We start from the raw sequence: 21,842 nt of genomic DNA on the forward strand, positions 1-21,842 counted from the left end.
CTCCCCCGGTTCACTCCGAGCGCCCGCACTTACGGGTGAATGAACGGGCCCGGATGGATAGACCCTTGAGGTGGGGGAACCGAGGGGGACCGTGGAGCGGCGGCATGTCCATCCCCGTGACGCCGCTCCACGGCGGGAACACACCGCCAGCCGCCCGTCCCGGCGTCAGGTGAAGACGGCCAGGCTCTTGGCCTTGCCCCTGTGCTGCTCGACGAGGGCGAGGAACCGGCCCTCGGGGCCGAAGACGGCCACCGGACCGGCTCCCGCGTACTCATCGGGCATCTCCAGGCGCACACCGTTGGTGAGCAGCCGGGCGCGTCGGGCGTCGACGTCCCAGCGCGGGAAGGCCAGGGCCGCGGCTTCGGCGATCGGCAGCACGGTCAGCTCCTGCTGGTGCTGCTCGAGGGTGCGGGCCGCGTCCAGCTTGTACGGACCGACACGGGTGCGGCGCAGCACCGTGAGGTGGCCGCCCACGCCCAGGCCGGCGCCCAGGTCACGGGCGAGGGCACGGATGTACGTACCGGAGGAGCAGACGACGGAGACCACCAGGTCGAGCACCGGGGTGCCGTCCTCGGCGACGGCCGGCCGGACGTCGTGCACGGCGAACGAGGAGACGGTGACCGGCCGGGCGGGGATGTCGAACTCCTCGCCCTCCCGGGCCCGTTTGTAGGAGCGCACACCGTCGATCTTGATGGCGCTGACCTTGGACGGCACCTGCATGATGGCGCCGGTCAGCTTGGCGACGCCGGCGTCGACGGCCTCGCGGGTGACCCCGGAGGCGTCGGTGGACGAGGTGATCTCGCCCTCGGCGTCGTCCGTGAGGGTGTTCTGCCCGAGCCGGACGGTGCCCAGGTACTCCTTCTCGGTCAGCGCGAGGTGGCCGAGGAGTTTGGTCGCCTTCTCGACGCCGAGGACGAGGACGCCCGTCGCCATCGGGTCGAGGGTGCCGGCGTGGCCGACACGCCGGGTGCGGGCGATGCCGCGCATCTTGGCGACCACGTCGTGCGAGGTGAAGCCCGACGGCTTGTCGACGATGACAAGGCCGTCGGGCGTGGTGTGCTTCTGGGTCATTCGGCGGTGTCGTCCGTCTCTGCGTCCTCGGGGTTCTCCGGCTTGCGGTACGGGTCGGCCCCGCCCGCGTACGTGGCGCCCGCGGACGCCTCGCGCACCTTGGCGTCGGACTGGCGCGCCTTGTCGAGGAGGTCCTCGATGTTGCGCGCGGTGTCCGGGAGCGCGTCCATGACGAACGCCAGGGTCGGCGTGAACTTCACGCCCGCCGCACGGCCCACCTCGGAGCGCAGGATGCCCTTGGCGCTCTCCAGGCCCGCCGCGGCGGCCTTGCGCTCCTCCTCGTCCCCGTACACCGTGTAGAAGACGGTCGCCTCCCGCAGGTCACCCGTGACCCGGGTGTCCGTGATGGTGACGTGGGTGCCGAGCCGCGGGTCCTTGATCCCGCGCTGCAGCTTCTGGGCCACCACCTCTCGGATGAGGTCCGCCAGCCTTTTCGCCCGCGCGTTGTCGGCCACTGGTCCGTCTCCCGTTCTTTCCTGTCTGAGTGCTCGGAACTCCGGGTTCCCGGAGCCTGGATTCGTCAGTCGTCCTCGCCGTGGAAGCGCCGTCTGACGGACAGCAGCTCCACCTCGGGGCGCCCGGCGACCAGCCGTTCGCACCGGTCCAGTACGTCGGTCAGGTGCGCCGCGTCGCCGGACACCACCGCCAGGCCGATGACCGCCCTGCGATAGAGGTCCATGTGATCCACCTCGGCCGCGCTCACCGCGTACTTCCGCTGGAGCTCGGCGACGATCGGGCGGACGACGGAGCGCTTCTCCTTCAGCGAGCGAACGTCGCCGAGGAGGAGGTCGAAGGACAGCGTCCCCACATACATGTACAACCGGTTCACCCGCCGGTACGGGATCGACGTCCCCGCCGTCCGTGGTGGGCGGGGACATCAGAACCGTACAACGAAGGGGCGAGCCCGATCGACGGATATTGCGCTCCATGGCTCCGGTGCCCCGGCAGGCAGCGTCTGCCCGTCAAGGAGCGGCGTCATGGGGGTGCCCCCTGCCCTGGCGAAGCCGAGAGCTTGGGGGAGCGTGCTCCCGGTGTGCCGCCCGGAAGTCCTCGTACTGGACGTACTCGGGCTTTCGGGCGGTGCGGCGAGAGCGAGTGCCGGGTGTCGCGACGGGGCGAACGTTGCCTGTTGGGGCACTGGGCCCTTGGACACACGGACCGGCCGGCGGGACCGTGTCTCCAAGGGCCCGCCGGCCGGTGTGCACCGTGGGGTGTTACACCCGCGGCTTCTCGCGCATCTCGTACGTCGCGATGACGTCGTCGACCTTGATGTCGTTGAAGTTTCCGAGGTTGATACCGCCCTCGAAGCCTTCGCGGATCTCGGTGACGTCGTCCTTGAAGCGACGCAGACCGTCGATGTTGAGGTTCTCCGCGATGACCTTGCCGTCGCGGATGAGGCGCGCCTTGGTGTTGCGCTTGACCTCGCCGGAGCGGATGAGAACACCCGCGATGTTGCCCAGCTTGGACGAGCGGAAGACCTCGCGGATCTCCGCCGTGCCGAGCTCGACCTCTTCGTACTCCGGCTTGAGCATGCCCTTGAGGGCCGCCTCGATCTCCTCGATCGCCTGGTAGATGACCGAGTAGTACCGGACGTCCACGCCTTCGCGCTCGGCCATCTGCTGTGCCCGCCCGGCGGCGCGCACGTTGAAGCCGATCACGATGGCGTCCGAGCCCATCGCCAGGTCGATGTCGGACTCCGTGACCGCACCGACGCCGCGGTGCAGGACGCGGATGTCGACCTCTTCGCCGACGTCCAGCTGGAGCAGCGAGGACTCGAGGGCCTCGACCGATCCGGACGCGTCACCCTTGATGATCAGGTTCAGCTGCTGGACCTCGCCGGCCTTGAGCACCTTGTCCAGGTCCTCCAGCGACACGCGGCGCGTGCGCTTGGCGAACGCGGCGTTGCGCTCACGGGCGGCGCGCTTCTCGGCGATCTGACGGGCCGTACGGTCCTCGTCGACGACGATGAAGTTGTCGCCCGCACCCGGGACGTTGGTCAGGCCCAGGACCTGGACCGGCGTCGACGGGCCGGCCTCGGCGACGTTGTTGCCGTTGTCGTCGAGCATGGCGCGCACGCGGCCGTAGGCGTCGCCCACCACCATCGTGTCGCCGACCCGCAGGGTGCCTCGCTGGACGAGGACGGTCGCCACGGCACCACGGCCGCGGTCGAGCCGGGACTCGATCGAGATGCCCTGCGCGTCCTGCGCCGGGTTGGCCCGCAGGTCGAGCGAGGCGTCGGCGGTGAGGACGACGGCCTCCAGGAGGCTGTCGATGTGCAGACCCTGCTTGGCGGAGATGTCGACGAACATGGTGTCGCCGCCGTACTCCTCGGCCACCAGGCCGTACTCGGTCAGCTGACCGCGCACCTTGGTCGGGTCCGCGCCCTCGACGTCGATCTTGTTGACCGCGACGACGATCGGGACGTCGGCCGCCTTGGCGTGGTTGAGCGCCTCGACCGTCTGCGGCATGACGCCGTCGTTGGCCGCGACGACCAGGATCGCGATGTCGGTCGACTTCGCACCGCGGGCACGCATGGCGGTGAACGCCTCGTGACCCGGGGTGTCGATGAAGGTGATCCGGCGGTCCTCTTCGTTGACCTCGGTCGTGACCTGGTAGGCACCGATGTGCTGGGTGATGCCGCCGGCCTCGCCCGAGGCGACGTTGGTCTTGCGGATGGCGTCGAGCAGGCGGGTCTTGCCGTGGTCGACGTGACCCATGACGGTGACCACCGGCGGACGGACGACCAGGTCCTCCTCGGAGCCCTCGTCCTCGCCGAACTCCAGGTCGAAGGACTCGAGCAGCTCGCGGTCCTCCTCCTCCGGGCTGACGATCTGAATCGTGTAGTTCATCTCGTCTGCGAGGAGTTGGAGCGTCTCGTCGGAGACGGACTGGGTCGCGGTGACCATCTCGCCGAGGTTCATCATGACCGCGACGAGCGACGCCGGGTTGGCGTTGATCTTCTCCGCGAAGTCGGTGAGCGACGCACCGCGCGACAGGCGAATGCTCTCGCCGTTGCCGCGAGGCAGCATCACGCCGCCGACCGACGGGGCCTGCATGGCCTCGTACTCCTGGCGCCTCTGCCGCTTCGACTTGCGGCCACGACGGGCCGGACCGCCGGGACGGCCGAAGGCGCCCTGCGTGCCACCGCGGCCGCCGGGACCGCCGGGACGGCCACCGAAGCCGGGACGGCCACCGCCGCCACCGAAGCCGCCGCCGCCACCGGGACGACCGGCGAAGCCGCCGCCGCCACCGGGACGACCGGCGCCACCGCCGCCGCCCGGACGACCGGCGAAGCCGCCGCCGCCACCGGGACGACCGCCGCCGGGACGACCGGCACCGGCCGGGCCACGGCCGCCGGGGCCGCCACCGGGACGGGGACCGGCAGCCGGACGCTGCGGCATCATGCCGGGGTTCGGACGCGGGCCGCCGGGGCCGCCACCGGGACGGGGGCCGGCCTGCGGACGCGGCATCGAGCCCGGGGTGGGACGCTGCCCGCCCGGAGCCTGCGGACGCGGACCGCCGCCACCCTGGCCGCCGGGGGCCTGGGGACGGGGACCGGCGCCGGGGGCACCGGGACCGCCGGGACGCGCGCCCTGCGGGCGGGGCGCCTGCGGGCGGGCCATACCGGTGGAGCCACCGGAGGTGAAGGGGTTGTTACCCGGACGCGGACCGGCCGGGCGTGCACCCGGACGCTGACCGCCGCCACCGGGGCGCTGACCCTGACCGGCCGGGCGTCCGCCCTGGCCGCCCTGACCCTGGCCGCCGGGGCGACCACCGGGCTTGGGGGCACCGGGACGCGCGCCGGGCTTCGGCCCGGACGGAGCCGGGGAGGGAGCCTGCGCGGCCGGCGGGGCCTGGAACTCCGGAGCCGCCGGTGCCGGACGCGGCGCGGGCCGCGGGCCCGGCGTCGGACGGGGACCGGGGGTGGCCGGAGAGGGCGCCGACGGGGCCGCGGGCTGCTGGGCCGCGGCGGGCTTGGGGGCCGGCGGCTTCGGGGCAGCCGGACGAGCCGCCTGCGCCGGTGAGGGCGCGGCGGGCTTGGGGGCCGCCTTCCGGGGGGCGCCGGGCTTCGCGGCGGACCTGCCGTTGCCCCCGCCCTGCTGGAAGGCGTCGGTCAGCTTGCGTACTACGGGCGCTTCGATCGTTGAAGACGCCGAACGGACGAATTCACCGAGTTCCTGGAGCTTGGCCATGACGACCTTGCTCTCCACACCGAACTCCTTGGCGAGTTCGTATACCCGGACCTTAGCCACTTCGCTCCTTTGAGGTCCGGGTTGCGTCCGGACCGTCGCTAGTTCATGGGCGTACTCATCGCGTACTCATCGAGTGCTCATCGCAATCTCGACCTGCTTTCGACTCGCGAGGTACCAGACCGTACGGGGGGTTCCGCACGGCATGTCTTCTTACGGATTGCTCTCAACAACCCTGTGCCTGCTCGACGTAGTGGCGCAACGCCTTTACGTCGAGCGGTCCCGGGACGCGGAGCGCCCGCGGAAACGCCCTCCGGCGCACCGCCTGGTCAAGACAGACCGGGACGGGGTGCACATAAGCACCCCGGCCGGGAAGCGTACCGCGTGGATCCGGGACGCACGCGTCCTTGATCGCCACGATCCGCAGCAGCTCTTTCTTGACCGCTCGCTCCCGGCAGCCCACGCAGGTTCGCTCGGGGCATGCGCGGATAGGTGTCCGGCCAGACACTCCTCAGTCTACCTCCCCGGACCGACCTCACCCCTTTGGGGCAAGAATCGAACAGATGCCGCCAGCAAGACTGTCGTGATCTCAGCGGGCGGGGGCTCGGATCTATTCCCCGGGCTGTTCCGTGTCCGGTCGGATGTCGATCCGCCAGCCGGTCAGGCGGGCGGCCAGACGGGCGTTCTGCCCCTCCTTGCCGATCGCCAGCGACAGCTGGTAGTCCGGCACCGTCACCCGGGCGGACCGGGCGGCCAGGTCCACGACCTCGACCTTGGAGACGCGGGCCGGCGACAGCGCGTTCGCCACCATCTCGGCCGGGTCGTCCGACCAGTCGACGATGTCGATCTTCTCGCCGTTCAGCTCGCCCATGACGTTGCGCACACGGCCGCCCATCGGGCCGATGCAGGCGCCCTTGGCGTTCAGCCCGGACCGGGTGGAGCGGACGGCGATCTTCGTACGGTGGCCGGCCTCACGGGCGATGGCGGAGATCTCCACCGAACCGTCGGCGATCTCCGGCACCTCCAGGGCGAAGAGCTTCTTCACCAGGTTGGGATGCGTACGCGACAGGGTGACCGACGGGCCGCGCACGCCCTTCGCCACCCGGACGACGTAACTGCGCAGCCGCATGCCGTGCGGGTAGGTCTCGCCCGGCACCTGCTCCTGCACCGGCAGGATGGCCTCCAGCTTGCCGATGTCGACCAGGACGTTCTTCGGGTCGCGGCCCTGCTGGACCACGCCGGTGACGATGTCGCCCTCGCGGCCGGCGTACTCGCCGAGCGTCGCGTCGTCCTCGGCGTCGCGCAGCCGCTGCAGGATGACCTGCTTGGCCGTGGTGGCCGCGATGCGGCCGAAGTCGGACGGGGTGTCGTCGAATTCGCGGGCCTCCTGGCCCTCTTCGAGGTCCTCGGGGTCCTCCTTCGCCCACACCGTCACATGTCCGGATTCCCGGGCGAGTTCCACGCGCGCGTGGCGGCGGCTTCCCTCGGTGCGGTGGTAGGCGATGAGGAGGGCCGATTCGATCGCCTCGACCAGCAGGTCGAGGGAGATCTCCTTCTCCCGTACCAAGAGCCGAAGGGCACTCATGTCGATGTCCACGGTTACGCCTCCTCTTCCGTCTCGTCGTTCTTGTCGTTCGCGCCGGTCCTGTCAGTCGCGCCGGTCTTGTCGTCCTTGCGGTTGAACTCGACCTGGACGCGCGCCCTGCCGATGTCGTCGAAGGCGAGTCTGCGCGCGGTGGCCTTGCGGCCCTTGACTCCGGGCACCTCGAGGTCGATGCCCTCGTCGTCGACCCGCAGGATCCTGGCGACCAGTTCGTCGCCCGCGGTCAGCCGGAAGCTCACCAGGCGGCCCGTGGCACGCACGTAGTGCCGGTGCTCGGTGAGGGAGCGCTCCGCGCCCGGGGTGCCGACCTCGAGGGTGTACTCCCCGCTGCCCATCGCGTCGGTCTCGTCGAGTTTCGCCGAGAGCGCGCGGCTCACATCGGCGATCCGGTCCAGGTCCGCACCGGTGTCGGAGTCGACGACGACGCGCAGCACACGCTTGCGGCCGACCGCGTCCACGGCGATCTCCTCGAGATCGAGGCCCTGCGAGCTGACGAGCGGTTCCAGAAGTTCTCGAAGCCTCTCGCTCTGGGTGCTGCTCATCCGGGTGACTCCTCGGCCGCGTGTGCTGTTGTGGGACGGTGCGCGTGTCTGGTCAAAGGGTATCCGGTCGCGGGGGGTGGTGCCGTCCACCCGCTCACGGAGGGTGCCGCTGACCATCGTCGGGCGGATGCACGGGTACCGTGATCACGGGCCTGTGGCCCTCCTTCCGTTCTTTCCGTCGCCACGTTCGTACGAGCCCCCGAGGACGTCTGCCGTGCCGTTCCCCCATGCTCCGCGCGCCCGCTCGGGACCGCGCAGAAGGAGCCTGTTCGCCGTCGCCTCGACGGCCCTGCTCGTGACGGGCTGCTCCACCGGGTCAGAGAAGCCCGACACCACCGCCGGCAGTCGTCCCTCGCCGGCCGAGCGGGTACGCACGCGTGCGGCGGGCGACAGCAGGGAGCTGGCCGAGCGGTACGACGCCGTGATCGCGGCGCACGCCGGGCTCGCGCCGCGGCTGCGTCCGCTGCGCGAGGCGGTCGTACGGCACGCGAAGGCCTTCGGGAGCACGGCGACGTCCACGGCGTCGGCGGGGGCGGCGGGGCCGCAGGCGTCGCCGGGGGCCCAGGGGGCGCCGTCCCCCTCCGGGGCCCAGCAGTCCGCCTCACCGACGGCCTCCGGGCCCACGACGGAGAAGGACGCCCTCGCCGGGCTCGCCGCCGCGGAGCGGGAGATCGCCGACCGGCGCCTGGAGGAACTGCTGGACGCGCCGGCCGAGCTGGCCCGGCTGCTGGCCTCGGTGGCGGCGGCCGGGGCGGCGCACGTGTATCTGCTGACGAAGGGGTGACGGGTGAGCGAGGCGAAGGACCGGGAACTGCGGGTGCTCCAGGCGGCCCTGGCTGCGGAGCACGCGGCGGTGTACGGCTACGGGGTCGTCGGTGGGCGGATCGCGAAGGAGCGCCGTACGGAGGCGCGCGCGGCGTACGACGCGCACCGCGCGCGCCGGGACGCGCTGGTGCGCGAGGTGAGGGACACGGGGGGCGAGCCGGTCGTGGCCGCCGCGGGCTACGCGCTGCCGTTCCCGGTGCCGGACGCGGCCACGGCGGTACGGCTCGCGGCGGAGCTGGAGAACCGGGTGGCCGGGGTGTACTCGGACCTGGTGCGCGCGAGCCGTGGTGAGCGGCGCCGTGCGGCGGCCGAGGCGCTGCGGGAGGCCGCGGTGCGGGCGGTGCGCTGGAGCGGGGAGAGCGTAGCCTTCCCTGGGCTCGCCGAGCGGGCCGATCCGGCCTCGGGGGCTCCGACGCCGGCGGCATGACGGGGCTGCGGGCCGAAGGCGGCGGCAGGCATCGCTCACAACACGAAGGGAACTACTCGCGCATGGTCTTCGAACCGCCGCAGCGCCTGGTGAGGGCGCTCGGTGAGACGGCTCCCGACGGTGCCCGGTGGCTGGAGAAGCTGCCCGAGGCGGCACGCGAGGCCGTCGCGGTGCGCGAGCTGACCGTGGAACGGGTGCAGGTGCCCGGGGGGCGCAGCAGCCTGGTGGTGCTGGTGCGGACGTCCGACGGCGGCCCCGCGGTGCTGAAGCTGGCTCCGGCGAGGGCCCGGCCGGAGAGCGAGCGGGCCGCGCTGGCCCACTGGAACGGTCTGGGCGCGGTCCGGTTGCTGGAGCCTTCCCCGCCCGCCGACGGCGCGCTGCTGCTGGAGCGGCTGCATCCGGATGTCTCGGTGCGGTCGCTGCCGGAGGCGAAGGCGCTGTTGGAGGCGGCCGGGACGCTGCGGCGGCTGTGGATCGAGCCGCCCTCGGGCGATGCCGCCCATCCCTTCGAGACGGTGGCGGAGCGGACCGGTCGGCAGGCCGAGGCCATGCGGGCGTCCGCCGCGGTCGACCCGGAGGTGGGACCGCTGGTGTCGGCGGCGCTGGCGGTACGCGAGGAGCTGCTGGCCGGACCGCCCGAGCACCGGCTGCTGCACGGCACGTTCCGGCAGAGCAAGGTGCTCTCCGGCGAGCGGATGCCGTGGCTGGCGGTGGGCCCGGACCCGCTGGTCGGGGAGTGCGCCTTCGACCTGGCCCGGCTGGTCCGCGACCGGGTGGAGGACCTCGTCGCCCAGACCTCCGGCGCGGCGACGACCCGCCGCCGGGTGAAGCGTCTCGCGGAGTCCCTGGAGGTCGATCAGGAACGTCTGCGCGGCTGGACGCTGTTCCGCGCGGTGGAGTCCGGCGTACGCGCCCGCCGCGTGGGCCGCGACCAGGACGCCGAACTCCTCCTGGAGTTCGCGACCTGGCTCTGATCCCGCGCCCGCCGCCCCACCCGCCGCCGGGACGGGTCCCGGAAGGGTGCCCCGCGCGGTAGTGGTTCCGCGCGGGGCCACCGGGTGGGTCAGGCCGTGAGGCGGGTGATGGCCTCGTCGACGGTGAGTTCCTCGCGTTCGCCGGTACGGCGGTCCTTCAGCTCGACGACGCCCTCGGCGGAGCGGCGGCCGGCGACCAGGATCTGCGGGACGCCGATCAGCTCGGAGTCGGTGAACTTCACGCCCGGGGAGACACCCGCGCGGTCGTCGACCAGGACGCGGACCCCGGCGGCGGCGAGCTTCTGGGAGACCTCGAGGGCGAGTTCGGTCTGCAGCGCCTTGCCGGCGGCGACCACGTGGACGTCGGCCGGGGCGATCTCCTTGGGCCAGCACAGGCCCTTGTCGTCGGCGGTCTGCTCGGCGAGGGCCGCCACCGCGCGGGAGACGCCGATGCCGTAGGAGCCCATGGTGACGCGGACCGGCTTGCCGTTCTGCCCGAGGACGTCGAGCTTGAGGGCGTCGGCGTACTTGCGGCCCAGCTGGAAGATGTGGCCGATCTCGATGGCGCGGTCGAGCCGGAGGCCGGTGCCGCACTTCGGGCAGGGGTCGCCCTCGTTGACCACCACGACGTCCACGTACGCGTCGACCTCGAAGTCGCGCCCGGCGACCACGTTCTTGGCGTGAGTGTCGGCCTTGTTGGCGCCGGTGATCCAGGCGGTGCCCGGTGCCACCCGCGGGTCGGCGATGTAGCGGACCTTCTCCAGGCCCTGCGGGCCGACGTAGCCGCGGACCAGGTCGGGGCGGCCGACGAAGTCCTCGGTGGTGACGAGCTCGACGACGGCCGGGGCGAAGTGCGCCTCGACCTTGCCCATGTCGACCTCGCGGTCCCCGGGAACGCCCACGGCGACGATCTCGCCGTCGACCTTGACCAGCAGGTTCTTCAGCGTGGCCGAGGCCGGGACGCCGAGCGAGGCGGCGAGGGTCTCGATGGTGGGGGTGTCGGGCGTCGGGATGTCCTCGGCGGCCGGGACGGCGGAGCCGTCGACGGGCTGCAGCTCGTAGGAGATCGCCTCGGTGTTGGCGGCGAAGTCGCAGTTCGGGCAGTCCGCGAAGATGTCCTCGCCCGCCTCGGCGGGGGCGAGGAACTCCTCGGACTTGGAGCCGCCCATCGCACCGGCGGTGGCGGCGCAGATGCGGTAGTCGAGGCCGAGGCGTTCGAAGATCCGCTGGTACGCCTGGCGGTGCAGGGCGTACGACTGGGACAGCCCCTCGTCGTCGAGGTCGAAGGAGTAGGAGTCCTTCATCAGGAACTCGCGGCCGCGCAGGATGCCCGCGCGGGGGCGGGCCTCGTCGCGGTACTTGCTCTGGATCTGGTAGAGGATGACCGGCAGGTCCTTGTAGGAGGACGCCTGGTCCTTCACCAGGAGGGTGAAGATCTCCTCGTGGGTGGGACCGAGGAGGTAGTCGCCGCCCCTGCGGTCCTGGAGGCGGAACAGCTCGGGGCCGTACTCCTCCCAGCGGCCGGTCGCCTCGTAGGGCTCACGCGGCAGGATGGCGGGGAGCAGCACCTCCTGGGCGCCGATCGCGTCCATCTCCTCGCGGACGACGCGTTCGACGTTGGCGAGGACCTTCTTGCCGAGCGGCAGCCAGCTCCAGATGCCGGCGGCGGTGCGGCGCACGTAGCCGGCCCGGACGAGGAGCTTGTGGCTGAGGACCTCGGCGTCCGCCGGGTCGTCGCGCAGCGTCTTCGCCATCAACTGGGACATGCGCTGGACCGGTGCGTTCGCCATGGTTCTCGTACTCCTGCTGATGGGGGTCCCCCCGCTCGAGCGCAGCCGGGAGTGGGGGAGGGTGATGAGACAGGAGGTTAGCCGGGTGGGACGGGGCGGTGGAAATCGGTTAGGGCCTGTCCGGCGGATCAAGTCGCAGGAAAGCGACGGCGCCCTCAATCAGCGCCGGTGAGCGGGGGCGATGGGGGTGCCCCCGCTCATGGGGGTCCCTCCTGCTCATGGGGGTCCCTCCTGCTCATGGGGGTCCCTCCCGCTCATGGGGGTCCCTCCCGCTCATGGGGGTCCCTCCCGCTCATGGGGGTCCCTCCCGCTCGAGCGAAGCCGAGAGTGGGGGAGAAACCGAGAGAGGGGGAGAAACCGAGAGAGGGGGAGCGTGCAGCTGCAAGGCGGAGGAGGGAGTCGACGCGAGGGGGGTCCCCCTGCCCGAGCTCGTCGAGAGCTCGGGGGAGTCGGCGAGTGACGACAACGCGGCAGATGTGCGTGCCGGACCCCGCGTCTGCGGCATGATCCGCCGGACAGGCCCTACGGGCGCCGGAGTGGCAAAGGTGCTCCCATCACGGCGTACGGCTTGGGGGCGCTGGGGAAATGGACCCGGCGGGCGAGGTCCTCGTACCCCAGGGAGCGGTACAGGCCGCGGGCGGGGCTCTCGATGTCGATGGCGGAGAGGATCGAGCGGGGTTCGTCGGCCCCGTCGGTGATCGTGGTGATCAGGGCGCGGCCGATGCCGTGCTTCTGGTGGCGCGGGTGGACGTGCAGTTCGGTGATGACGAAGGAGTCGTCGAGCCAGTGGTCCCGGCCCTGGGCGCGCAGGTAGGGCTCGACGACGGTGGACCACCAGTGGGCGCGGTCGTTGGGCATGCCGTAGACGAAGCCGACGAGACGGCCTGCGACGGTGGCGCCAAGGGCTCTGGCTCCGTGCAGGGTCATGTGGCGCAGCACGATCTGCCGGCGTACGGCCACCTCGTCGGGGCCGAGACCGAACGCCGCCGCCTGGACCGCCAGTGCCTCGTCGACGTGGGCGGTGAGGTCGAGGGGGCCGATCACGATGTCGTCGGGACGGGGGTGCCCGTGACCGGGAAAGCGCAGCATGCCGGGGAGACTACAGGGCGTCGGCACGGGCCGGGACTGCGCGACGGACCGCACTTCGGGGCCGGGACGCAGGGGGCGGGGCCCTGGGCGGCCCCGGTTCAGAACAGGACGCTCATGAACGCGCCGACCTCTTGAAAACCCACCTTCCGGTAGGTCCGGCGCGCGGGGGTGTTGAAGTCGTTGACGTAGAGGCTGGCCACGGGGGCGACGTCCGCGAGGGCGTAGCGGAGCACGGCCGCCATGCCGGGGGCGGCCATGCCCCTGCCCCGGTGCTCGGGGGCCACCCATACGCCCTGGATCTGGCAGGTCCGGTCGGTGGCGGCGCCGATCTCGGCCTTGAAGACGACCTTGCCGTCGGCGTCGAAGCGGGCGAAGGCGCGTCCGGCTCCGACGAGTTCGGCGACCCTGGCCTGGTAGAGCAGGCCGCCGTCGCCCGCCAGGGGGGAGATCCCGACTTCCTCGGTGAACATCGCCACGCAGGCCGGCATGATCTTTTCCATCTCGTCCTTGCGGACGCGGCGGACGCAGGGGTCCGGGGCGATGGTGTCGGGCAGCCGGTCGGTGACCATGAGGGGCTGGTGGGCGCGGACCTCCCTGGCGGGGCCCCACTGGGGTTCGAGCAGCCGCCACAGGTCGGCGGTGGGTGCCGCGGGGCCGACGACCGAGGAGCAGCGGCGGCCGGCCCGGCGTGCACGGTCGGCGAAGGCGCGGACGGCCCGGGGGGTGGCGCAGATGGGGACCAGGTTGGCGCCGGCGTAGCAGAGGGAGGTGAGCATGCCGCCCTCGTACCAGCCCCACATCTCACCGCCGAGCCGCCATGGGTCCAGGCCCGCGACCTGCACCCGGGATGTCACGAAGGCGTTCGCCACCGGCTCGCGGTCGAGGACGGCGAGGGCGGCGTCCAGGTCACTCGGTTCGAGGACCCGAGAAGTGGTCTGCGTCAACACGCGCGGGGGGCCTCACACATTTGGGTCTGCTGGTTTCCGCACTGTACCTGCCGAATTTGTGTGCTGCCGCCCCGCGGTGGGGAAACGTTTCCTGCCCGGGGGCGTCCCGGGCAGGAACGGCCTGACCAGCCGGGTCGACCCGGTCAGCCGGCGACCGAGATCCGGGGTTCGCCGGAGGCGACGCCGTCCTTCTCCATCTGCTCGGCGATCTTCATGGCCTCCTCGATCAGCGTCTCCACGATCTTCGACTCCGGAACGGTCTTGATGACCTCGCCCTTCACGAAGATCTGCCCCTTGCCGTTGCCCGAGGCCACCCCGAGATCGGCCTCCCGCGCCTCCCCCGGACCGTTCACCACACAGCCCATCACCGCCACCCGCAGCGGCACCTCCATCCCCTCCAGCCCCGCGGTCACCTCGTCCGCCAGCTTGTACACATCCACCTGCGCCCGCCCGCACGACGGACACGAGACGATCTCCAGACCCCGCTGCCGCAGATTCAGCGACTCCAGGATCTGCAGCCCCACCTTGACCTCCTCGGCCGGCGGCGCCGACAGCGAGACCCGGATGGTGTCACCGATGCCCTCGGACAGCAGCGCCCCGAAGGCCACCGCCGACTTGATCGTGCCCTGGAACGCCGGACCCGCCTCGGTCACCCCCAGGTGCAGCGGATAGTCGCACCGCGCCGCCAGCTGCCGGTAGGCCTCCACCATCACCACCGGATCGTTGTGCTTCACCGAGATCTTGATGTCCCGAAAACCGTGCTCCTCGAACAGCGACGCCTCCCACAGCGCCGACTCCACCAGCGCCTCCGGGGTGGCCTTCCCGTACTTCTGCAGCAGCCGCCGGTCCAGCGACCCGGCGTTGACCCCGATCCGGATCGGCGTACCGTGCTCGCCCGCCGCCTGCGCGATCTCCTTGACCTTGTCGTCGAACTGCTTGATGTTGCCCGGGTTCACCCGCACCGCGGCACAGCCCGCCTCGATGGCCGCGAACACGTACTTGGGCTGGAAGTGGATGTCCGCGATCACCGGGATCTGCGACTTGCGGGCGATGACCGCCAGCGCGTCCGCGTCGTCCTGGGTGGGGCAGGCCACCCGCACGATCTGGCAGCCCGACGCGGTCAGCTCGGCGATCTGCTGCAGCGTCGCGCCGATGTCGGAGGTGCGCGTGGTGGTCATCGACTGCACCGACACCGGCGCGTCCCCGCCCACCGCCACCGACCCCACCTGGATCTTCCGGCTCTTGCGGCGCGGGGCCAGGGTGATCGGAACGGACGGCATGCCGAGAGAAATCGCAGTCATCTGCTGTGCAACCCCAAGTCGTGGATCAAGGTCCGGCTCCCGGTGAGCAGCGGGCTCCGCGGTCCGAGATTACGGCACGGGCATCGGCCCGAGCACATCCCGTCCGTAAACCCACCCAAAGGGCGATGGCCCGGAACGAAAGGGTTCCAGGCCATCGTGAACGGCAGATGTCCGGCGGATTCGCACCCGGTGGTGAGACGGGGGCACGTACCGGTCCGTCCGGTCCCGTCCGGTCCCTCTAGGAGATCCGTATCGGGTTCACCACGTCCGCGACGAGGACGAGGAGCGTGAAGCAGACGAAGATCCCGGCCACCACGTAGGCCACCGGCATCAGTTTCGCCACGTCGAACGGGCCCGGGTCGGGGCGTCGCAGCACCCTGGCGAGGTTGCGGCGCAGCGACTCCCACAGGGCGCCCGCGATGTGCCCGCCGTCGAGCGGGAGCAGCGGGAGCATGTTGAACAGGAACAGGGAGAGGTTGAAGCCTCCGAGCAGCATCACGAACATGGCCATCTGCTGTGAGGCGGGGATCTCGAGGGTGGCGATCTCGCCGCCGACCCGGGCCGCTCCGACGACGCCCATCGGGGAGTCCGGCTCGCGCGGACCGTCGCCGAAGGCCGCGTCCCACAGGGCGGGGACCTTGGACGGCAGGGAGGCGAGGGAGTCGACGGCGTCGCCGACCCGGTCGGTCATCCAGACCACGGAGTCCCCGAAGTCCTGTTTGACGACGCCGGTGGCCGCGCTGAAGCCGAGGAAACCGGCCTTGACGTACTCACCCTCGACGTAGGCCCCGTTGGAGTCCTTCTTCGCGACCTGGTTGGTGGCGATCTTCGCCTGGAGGGTGACCTCCCGGCCGTCGCGGTCGACGACGATCGGCACGGCCTTGCCGGCGCTGTCGCGGATGAGGTCGGAGAGCGTGCCCCAGTCGTCGGTCCTGACGCCGTCGAACGCGACGATCTTGTCGCCCGCCTCCATGCCGGCCGCCGCGGCCGGGGACCGGGGGTCGGACTTCACGCACTCGTCGCGGTTCTCGCTCTGCGAGATGACGCACGGGGAGACCGAGCTGACGGTGGTGGTCTGCTGCTGGATGCCGAAGCCCATCAGCACGGTGAGGAACAGCACCACCGCGAGGATCAGGTTCATGAACGGGCCCGCGAACATCACGATGACCCGTTTCCACGGTTTACGTGTGTAGAACAGGCGTTTCTCGTCGCCGGGCTGCAGTTCCTCGAAGGCTGCGGAGCGGGCGTCCTCGATCATGCCGCGCCACGGCGAGGTGGAGCGGGCCTCCAGCCGTCCGTCGGCGCCGGGCGGGAACATGCCGATCATGCGGATGTAGCCGCCGAACGGGATCGCCTTGACGCCGTACTCGGTCTCGCCCTTGTGCCGGGACCAGAGAGTCGGGCCGAAGCCGACCATGTACTGGGGGACCCGGATGCCGAAGAGCTTGGCGGTGGACAGGTGTCCCAGCTCGTGCCAGGCGATCGAGAGCAGCAGGCCGACCGCGAAGACGACTATGCCGAGGATGAACATCAAGGTCGTCATGCACGCGCCTCCGCGCTCGCCGTACGGGCAGTCAGTTCCCGGGTCCTCGTCCGCGCCCAGGTCTCCGCTTCGAGGACGTCGGGGACAGTCAAAGAGGTTCCCGTTCGAGGGGTGCCGTGCTCCTCCACCACCCGGGTGACGGTATCGATGATCCCGTTGAACGGCAGCGCGCCGGCGCGGAACGCCTCCACGCACTCCTCGTTCGCCGCATTGAACACCGCCGGGGCGGTGCCCGCGAGCCCGCCCACGTGCCGGGCCAGGTTCACCGAGGGGAACGCCTCGTTGTCGAGGGGGAAGAACTCCCAGGTGGACGCCTTGCTCCAGTCGAAGACCGGGGCGGCGTCGGGGACCCTTTCGGGCCAGCCGAGGCCGATGGCGATGGGCCCGCGCATGTCGGGGGGCGTCGCCTGGGCCAGTGTCGATCCGTCCGTGAACTCAACCATCGAGTGGACATACGACTGCGGGTGTACGACGACCTCAATGCGATCGAAGGGAATGTCGTACAGCAGGTGCGCCTCGATGACTTCGAGGCCCTTGTTGACGAGGGTGGCGGAGTTGATCGTGATCACCGGGCCCATGGCCCAGGTGGGGTGGGCGAGGGCGTCCTCGACGGTGACGTTCGCCAGTTCGTCCCTGGTGCGGCCGCGGAAGGGGCCGCCGGAGGCGGTGACGACGAGCTTGCGCACGTCCGCGCGGGTTCCGGCGGCCAGTGCCTGGAACAGCGCGGCGTGCTCGGAGTCGACCGGGATGATCTGCCCCGGCTCGGCCAGCCCCTTGACCAGCGGGCCGCCGACGATCAGCGACTCCTTGTTGGCGAGCGCGAGGGTGCGGCCGGCCTCGAGGGCGGCGAGCGTGGGGGCCAGTCCGATGGAGCCGGTGATGCCGTTGAGGACGGTGTGGCAGTCGGAGGCGGCGAGCTGCGTGGCCGCGTCCGCTCCGGCGAGGATCTCGGGCAGCGGTTCCCCCGGCCCGTACCGCGCCGACAGCGCGTCGCGCAGCGCGCCCACGACGTCCTCGCGCGCGACGGCCACCGTGCGCACCCGCAGCCGGTGGGCCTGCTCGGCGAGGAGGGAGACGCGGCCGCCGTTGGCGGACAGGCCGGTGACCCGGAAGCGGTCGGGGTTGCGCAGCACGAGGTCGATGGCCTGGGTGCCGATCGACCCGGTGGAGCCGAGGATCACCACGTCCTTGGGGCCGTCCCCCGCCACGGGGTCGTACACCAGGTGCGGGTCGGCGAGCGGAGCTGGAGCGTCGGTCATGGACCCCATTGTGTCCGGTCGCGAGCACTGCCGGGGCTCCGCCCCGGCAGCTCGTGGGTCCTGTCCGACGCCCCCGCCCCGGCCCACCTCAGCGGATCGGCCGGTGCGCGTTGCTCCGTGCGCTGGGGCCGGGCGTGGTGTCCGCGATCCAGGGGCCGTCACCCGAAGGGTCGAGGACACCCTGCTCCAGCCACTCGTAGGTGCCGGAGAGCACACCCTTGACGACCTTGCGGTCGATGTCGTCGGTGTTGGTCCACAGCCGGTCGAAGAGTTCGTCGACGCGGACGCGGGACTGGCGGCAGAAGGCGTCGGCGAGCTGGTAGGCCTCACGGCCGTGGTCGTCGCGGCGGCGCAGCAGTTCGGCACGGACGCAGGCGGCGCTCATCGCGAACAGTTCGGCGCCGATGTCGACGATCCGGCCCAGGAAGCCCTGTTTGGTCTCCATCCGGCCCTGCCAGCGGGACATGGCGTAGAAGGTGGAGCGGGCGAGTCTGCGAGCCGTGCGCTCGACGTACCGCAGGTGCGGGGAGAGGTCGACCCCGTGCTTGAACTCCCCGTAGGTTCCGGGGAGCTGTCCTGGGCCCGCGACCAGTCTGGGCAGCCACTTCGCGTAGAAGACGCCCGCGTTCGCGCCCGCCTTCGCCTTGTCGCCCAGGGATTTCTCGGGGTCGATGAGATCGCCGGCGACCGACAGATGGGCGTCGACGGCCTCCCGCGCGATCAGCAGGTGCATGATCTCGGTGGAGCCCTCGAAGATGCGGTTGATGCGCAGGTCGCGCAGCATCTGCTCGGCGGGCACCGCCCGCTCGCCGCGCGCCCGGAGGGAGTCGGCGGTCTCGTAGCCGCGTCCGCCGCGGATCTGGACCAGCTCGTCGGCCATCAGACAGGCCATCTCCGAGCCGTACAGCTTGGCGAGCGCCGCCTCGATGCGGATGTCGTTGCGGTTCTCGTCGGCCATCTGGGAGGACAGGTCGACCACGGCCTCCAGGGCGAAGGTGGTCGCCGCGATGAACGCGATCTTCGAGCCGACCGCCTCGTGCAGCGCCACCGGCTTGCCCCACTGCTCCCGGGCCGCCGACCACTCGCGGGCGATCTTCAGGCACCATTTTCCGGCGCCGACACACATCGCGGGCAGGGAGAGCCGTCCGGTGTTGAGCGTGGTGAGCGCGATCTTCAGGCCCTGGCCCTCCTCACCGATGCGGTGGCCGGCCGGGACGCGGACCTGGTGGAAGCGGGTGACGCCGTTCTCCAGGCCGCGCAGGCCCATGAAGGCGTTGCGGTTCTCGACCGTGATGCCCTCGGAGGCCGCCTCCACCACGAACGCGGTGATGCCGCCCCGGTGGCCCTCGCCCTTGGGCACGCGGGCCATGACGACGAGGAGGTCGGCGACCACGCCGTTGGTCGTCCACAGCTTCACGCCGTCGAGGACGTAGCCGCCCTCGCCGTCCGGGACGGCGGTGGTGGCGAGCCGTGCCGGGTCCGAGCCGACGTCGGGCTCGGTGAGCAGGAAGGCCGAGATGTCGGTGCGGGCGCAGCGCGGCAGGAACGTGTCCTTCTGCTCCTGGGTACCGAAGATCTTCAGCGGCTGCGGGACGCCGATCGACTGGTGGGCGGAGAGCAGCGCGCCGATCGCGGGGTTGGCGGAGCCGACCAGGGCGAGGGCCTTGTTGTAGTAGACCTGCGTCAGGCCGAGGCCGCCGTACTTGGTGTCGATCTTCATGCCGAAGGCGCCGAGCTCCTTGAGCCCGGTGATCACCTCGTCGGGGATCCGCGCCTCGCGTTCGATCCGGGCTCCGTCGATCTTCGTCTCGCAGAAGTCGCGGAGTTTGGCGAGGAACTCCTCGCCGCGCTCGGCCTCCTCGTCGGCCGGTAGGGGGTGGGGGTGGATGAGATCGAGCCGGAAGCGGCCCAGGAACAGTTCCTTGGCGAAGCTGGGCTTGCGCCAGTCCTGTTCCCGGGCGGCCTCCGCGACCTGGCGGGCCTCACGTTCGGTGACGGTGGGGCGACCCCCAGACCGGGGTGTCTGGGGGGACCGGGGTGACTCGGGTGTTGCGGACATGAGGCTCACCTCGCCGCGAATCGGGGTGCCTGGACGACGGCCCGTGGGACCGATGTGCGTGATCTTGGGGGCCTGTGGGACGACTTGCGCTACTGACTGGTGCTACCCGTTCGTATGTACCTGATGCGCAGCCGCCCCACCACCCTTTGTGCGTCCGTTCGGCTGATATGCCGGCCCGGACCCCTCGGCGTCCCACCGGGAGGTTCATGGGAGCCTGGCTGCGGCGGGAACGGCCCGTACCCCGCTCTCGGACCAGCGGGAAGCAAGCCTTTCGAAGCGCTTCGACAGCGTATGGACACCAGATCCCACTGGCACTACTGTCAGACCATCCCTATCACCTCTGTACGTACGGCGCATCGTCGAAGCGCTTCACAGCAATTGGAGAGCTGGATGGTCACCCTCGCCGAGGTCGCCCAGCACGCCGGAGTCTCGGCGAGCACGGTGAGCTATGTCCTCAGTGGCAAGCGGTCCATCTCCGCGAACACCCGCCGGCGGGTCGAGGAGAGCATCCGCCGGCTCGGGTACCACCCGAACGCCGGGGCCCGCGCCCTGGCCAGCAGCCGGTCCAACGTCATCGCGCTGATGATCCCGCTGCGTACGGACATGTACGTGCCGGTGATGATGGAGATCGCCATCGCGGTGACCACCACGGCCCGCGCCCACGGGTACGACGTGCTGCTGCTCACCGGCGAGGAGGGCCCCGACGCGGTACGCCGCGTCGCCGGCAGCGGACTCGCCGACGGGATGATCCTGATGGACGTCGAACTCGATGACGAGCGGCTGCCGTTGCTGCGGGGGGCCGACCAGCCGGCGGTGCTGATCGGGCTGCCCGCCGACACCACCGGCCTGACCTGCGTGGACCTCGACTTCCGGGCCACCGGCGCGCTCTGTGTGGAACATCTGGCGACGCTGGGGCACCGCGACATCGCCGTCATCGGCGAGGCCCCCGCGGTCTACGAACGGCACACCGGCTTCGCCGAGCGCACCCTCGACGGGCTGCGCTCGCAGGCACGGGAGTCGGGGGTGCGGCTGCTGCACCGGCCGTGCGAGGGCGGGTACGCCGCGATGGCCGTGACCCTCGCCCGGATCCTCGACGAGCGTCCGGGCACCACGGCGTTCGTCGTGCAGAACGAGTCGGCGGTCGAACCGTTGCTCGCCCTGCTGCGGCAGCAGGGGCGGGCCGTGCCGGAGGACGTCTCGGTGGTCGCGATCTGCCCCGAACAGGTCGCCGTCCAGGCCTCGGTGCGGCTGACCTCGGTCGCCATCCCCGCGCAGGAGATGGGCCGGTACGCCGTGGAGCACCTGGTCGCCAAGCTCGACGGGCGGGGTGACGACGAGCTCGTCCTGATCGCGCCCGAGCTGACGGTACGGGCGAGCTCGGGACCGGCGCCCGCCCGCGCATAGCCCGCCCCGCCTCGTTCCCGCTCCTCCGCCCGGTGGACAGCCGGCCGCCCACCGGGCGGAGGCAGGGGTCAACTGCTGCTGACGGTCAGGTTGTCGGTGCGGAAGTCCAGGCCGCCGGACGACGAGGTGATCTCGTAGCCGAACTGCACGTCGCCGATGGCCTCGTTGCCCATCCAGCCCTTGGTGTCCTTGATCCAGTCGAGGATCGGCAGGATGTTGACGGTCCCGGAAGTGGAGTTGGACGTGCGCAGGAACGAGAAGACCTGGTTGGCGCCGTTGTCGCCCTTGTGGACGTTCCAGGTGTGGCCGCCGAGGCTGACCGTGCCCTGCGGACTGCCGAGCGGGCCGACGGGACCGTACTGGTTGACCCAGAGCATGATCTCGTAGTCGTGGTCCGTGTCCCAGATGTCGTACGACGTGTTGTACGCACCCGCGGACGGGACGGTGACGTTGTAGCTGCTGGTCAGCGAACGGAGCGAGTCGATGGGTTTGTTGACCGCCTTCTTGGCGTTCGGGTACGACTTGATGCCGCCGGTGCCCGGGTGGTTTGCCCACGCACCCCAGTTGGTACCGGAGTTGGCCCAGACACACTGGCTGCCGGCGCCGGAGCCCCAGATGTTGTTGTAGAGGGTGTATCCGTTCAGGGTGGTGTTGCCCCACTGGTCGCAGGAGCTCCAGATCGCGGCGTGGGCGGGGGCGGAGGCCAGGCCGACGGTGATGCCGAGGGCGAGGGCGGGCGCCGTCAGTACCGTGCCGATCCTGCTCGGAATGCTTGGTGCCATGGGAGGTTCCTTCCATGGGTGGGGGGAATCGCTGGG

At 71.2% G+C, this 21,842-nt stretch carries 19 protein-coding genes; 4 read left to right on the forward strand and 15 right to left on the reverse strand.

What is annotated here, in order from left to right; translation table 11 throughout:
* Positions 1-165 precede the first annotated feature (165 nt).
* From truB to rimP, 7 genes are all read right to left on the reverse strand, one after another.
* Positions 166-1,071: a tRNA pseudouridine(55) synthase TruB gene (gene truB, locus AC6F7H_RS05160; RefSeq protein WP_500755486.1), complete on the reverse strand. Its 906-nt coding sequence runs from the start codon at positions 1,069-1,071 to the stop codon at positions 166-168.
* Complete coding sequence (gene rbfA, locus AC6F7H_RS05165; RefSeq protein WP_500755488.1) at positions 1,068-1,526, reverse strand: 30S ribosome-binding factor RbfA; 459 nt, start codon at positions 1,524-1,526, stop codon at positions 1,068-1,070. The genes truB and rbfA overlap by 4 nt, the downstream gene beginning before the upstream one ends.
* Positions 1,527-1,591: 65 nt before the next feature.
* Complete coding sequence (locus tag AC6F7H_RS05170; RefSeq protein WP_109377392.1) at positions 1,592-1,885, reverse strand: DUF503 domain-containing protein; 294 nt, start codon at positions 1,883-1,885, stop codon at positions 1,592-1,594.
* A gap of 400 nt (positions 1,886-2,285) precedes the next feature.
* Complete coding sequence (gene infB, locus AC6F7H_RS05175) at positions 2,286-5,324, reverse strand: translation initiation factor IF-2 (RefSeq protein ID WP_500755490.1); 3,039 nt, start codon at positions 5,322-5,324, stop codon at positions 2,286-2,288.
* A gap of 163 nt (positions 5,325-5,487) precedes the next feature.
* On the reverse strand, positions 5,488-5,769 hold the full coding sequence (locus tag AC6F7H_RS05180) for a YlxR family protein (protein WP_500755491.1): 282 nt from the start codon (positions 5,767-5,769) through the stop codon (positions 5,488-5,490).
* Positions 5,770-5,871: 102 nt separating this feature from the next.
* Entirely contained in the window at positions 5,872-6,858 is a 987-nt protein-coding gene (nusA, locus tag AC6F7H_RS05185; RefSeq protein ID WP_363043944.1) for a transcription termination factor NusA, read from the reverse strand.
* Positions 6,859-6,860: 2 nt separating this feature from the next.
* Complete coding sequence (gene rimP, locus AC6F7H_RS05190; protein WP_500755492.1) at positions 6,861-7,406, reverse strand: ribosome maturation factor RimP; 546 nt, start codon at positions 7,404-7,406, stop codon at positions 6,861-6,863.
* Positions 7,407-7,620: 214 nt separating this feature from the next.
* Here rimP and AC6F7H_RS05195 point away from each other — a divergent pair, with 214 nt between their 5' ends.
* The 3 genes from AC6F7H_RS05195 to AC6F7H_RS05205 all read left to right on the forward strand — a co-directional run bounded on the left by AC6F7H_RS05195 (position 7,621) and on the right by AC6F7H_RS05205 (position 9,632).
* On the forward strand, positions 7,621-8,190 hold the full coding sequence (locus AC6F7H_RS05195) for a hypothetical protein (RefSeq protein ID WP_500755493.1): 570 nt from the start codon (positions 7,621-7,623) through the stop codon (positions 8,188-8,190).
* A gap of 3 nt (positions 8,191-8,193) precedes the next feature.
* A complete protein-coding gene (locus tag AC6F7H_RS05200; protein ID WP_500755494.1) occupies positions 8,194-8,658 on the forward strand; it encodes a ferritin-like domain-containing protein in 465 nt (154 codons plus the stop codon).
* A 62-nt stretch (positions 8,659-8,720) separates the two neighbouring features.
* Positions 8,721-9,632 (forward strand): aminoglycoside phosphotransferase family protein, encoded by a 912-nt coding sequence (locus AC6F7H_RS05205; protein ID WP_500755496.1) that lies wholly within the window; start codon positions 8,721-8,723, stop codon positions 9,630-9,632.
* A gap of 89 nt (positions 9,633-9,721) precedes the next feature.
* Here AC6F7H_RS05205 and AC6F7H_RS05210 read toward each other — a convergent pair whose 3' ends face one another.
* From AC6F7H_RS05210 to AC6F7H_RS05240, 7 genes are all read right to left on the reverse strand, one after another.
* The gene (locus AC6F7H_RS05210; protein WP_500755498.1) at positions 9,722-11,422 is read right to left on the reverse strand and encodes a proline--tRNA ligase; all 1,701 of its coding nucleotides are present in this window, start codon (positions 11,420-11,422) and stop codon (positions 9,722-9,724) included.
* Positions 11,423-11,944: 522 nt separating this feature from the next.
* The gene (locus AC6F7H_RS05215) at positions 11,945-12,511 is read right to left on the reverse strand and encodes a GNAT family N-acetyltransferase (protein WP_500755499.1); all 567 of its coding nucleotides are present in this window, start codon (positions 12,509-12,511) and stop codon (positions 11,945-11,947) included.
* A gap of 98 nt (positions 12,512-12,609) precedes the next feature.
* Positions 12,610-13,458 (reverse strand): GNAT family N-acetyltransferase, encoded by an 849-nt coding sequence (locus tag AC6F7H_RS05220; RefSeq protein WP_500755501.1) that lies wholly within the window; start codon positions 13,456-13,458, stop codon positions 12,610-12,612.
* A gap of 143 nt (positions 13,459-13,601) precedes the next feature.
* Positions 13,602-14,759 carry a flavodoxin-dependent (E)-4-hydroxy-3-methylbut-2-enyl-diphosphate synthase gene (ispG, locus tag AC6F7H_RS05225; protein ID WP_500755502.1) on the reverse strand — a complete coding sequence of 386 codons (1,158 nt, stop codon included), beginning with the start codon at positions 14,757-14,759 and terminating at the stop codon, positions 13,602-13,604.
* Positions 14,760-14,997: 238 nt separating this feature from the next.
* The gene (locus tag AC6F7H_RS05230; protein ID WP_500755504.1) at positions 14,998-16,302 is read right to left on the reverse strand and encodes a M50 family metallopeptidase; all 1,305 of its coding nucleotides are present in this window, start codon (positions 16,300-16,302) and stop codon (positions 14,998-15,000) included.
* Positions 16,299-17,561, reverse strand: coding sequence for a 1-deoxy-D-xylulose-5-phosphate reductoisomerase (gene dxr / locus AC6F7H_RS05235; RefSeq protein ID WP_500755506.1), 1,263 nt, complete (start codon positions 17,559-17,561; stop codon positions 16,299-16,301). Before dxr ends, AC6F7H_RS05230 begins: the two co-directional genes overlap by 4 nt.
* A gap of 88 nt (positions 17,562-17,649) precedes the next feature.
* Positions 17,650-19,620, reverse strand: a complete 1,971-nt coding sequence (locus AC6F7H_RS05240; RefSeq protein WP_500755507.1) for an acyl-CoA dehydrogenase family protein — start codon at positions 19,618-19,620, stop codon at positions 17,650-17,652.
* Positions 19,621-20,010: 390 nt separating this feature from the next.
* Between AC6F7H_RS05240 and AC6F7H_RS05245 the strand changes: the two genes are divergently transcribed.
* Positions 20,011-21,024 carry a LacI family DNA-binding transcriptional regulator gene (locus tag AC6F7H_RS05245; protein WP_500755508.1) on the forward strand — a complete coding sequence of 338 codons (1,014 nt, stop codon included), beginning with the start codon at positions 20,011-20,013 and terminating at the stop codon, positions 21,022-21,024.
* Positions 21,025-21,092: 68 nt separating this feature from the next.
* Here AC6F7H_RS05245 and AC6F7H_RS05250 read toward each other — a convergent pair whose 3' ends face one another.
* A complete protein-coding gene (locus AC6F7H_RS05250; RefSeq protein ID WP_500755510.1) occupies positions 21,093-21,806 on the reverse strand; it encodes a glycoside hydrolase family 12 protein in 714 nt (237 codons plus the stop codon).
* Between the last annotated feature and the right edge of the window lie 36 nt (positions 21,807-21,842).

This window comes from Streptomyces sp. MMS24-W38, assembly GCF_059889265.1.

What these genes read in the sequence shown, in the direction of transcription:
- truB (WP_500755486.1), bottom strand. Translation starts at nt 1,071, where the DNA reads ATGACCCAGAAGCACACCACGCCCGACGGCCTTGTCATCGTCGACAAG.
- AC6F7H_RS05205 (WP_500755496.1), top strand. Translation starts at nt 8,721, where the DNA reads ATGGTCTTCGAACCGCCGCAGCGCCTGGTGAGGGCGCTCGGTGAGACG.
- AC6F7H_RS05250 (WP_500755510.1), bottom strand. Translation starts at nt 21,806, where the DNA reads ATGGCACCAAGCATTCCGAGCAGGATCGGCACGGTACTGACGGCGCCC.
- dxr (WP_500755506.1), bottom strand. Translation starts at nt 17,561, where the DNA reads ATGACCGACGCTCCAGCTCCGCTCGCCGACCCGCACCTGGTGTACGAC.
- ispG (WP_500755502.1), bottom strand. Translation starts at nt 14,759, where the DNA reads ATGACTGCGATTTCTCTCGGCATGCCGTCCGTTCCGATCACCCTGGCC.
- AC6F7H_RS05230 (WP_500755504.1), bottom strand. Translation starts at nt 16,302, where the DNA reads ATGACGACCTTGATGTTCATCCTCGGCATAGTCGTCTTCGCGGTCGGC.
- AC6F7H_RS05240 (WP_500755507.1), bottom strand. Translation starts at nt 19,620, where the DNA reads ATGTCCGCAACACCCGAGTCACCCCGGTCCCCCCAGACACCCCGGTCT.
- AC6F7H_RS05170 (WP_109377392.1), bottom strand. Translation starts at nt 1,885, where the DNA reads ATGTATGTGGGGACGCTGTCCTTCGACCTCCTCCTCGGCGACGTTCGC.
- AC6F7H_RS05210 (WP_500755498.1), bottom strand. Translation starts at nt 11,422, where the DNA reads ATGGCGAACGCACCGGTCCAGCGCATGTCCCAGTTGATGGCGAAGACG.
- AC6F7H_RS05215 (WP_500755499.1), bottom strand. Translation starts at nt 12,511, where the DNA reads ATGCTGCGCTTTCCCGGTCACGGGCACCCCCGTCCCGACGACATCGTG.
- AC6F7H_RS05245 (WP_500755508.1), top strand. Translation starts at nt 20,011, where the DNA reads ATGGTCACCCTCGCCGAGGTCGCCCAGCACGCCGGAGTCTCGGCGAGC.
- rimP (WP_500755492.1), bottom strand. Translation starts at nt 7,406, where the DNA reads ATGAGCAGCACCCAGAGCGAGAGGCTTCGAGAACTTCTGGAACCGCTC.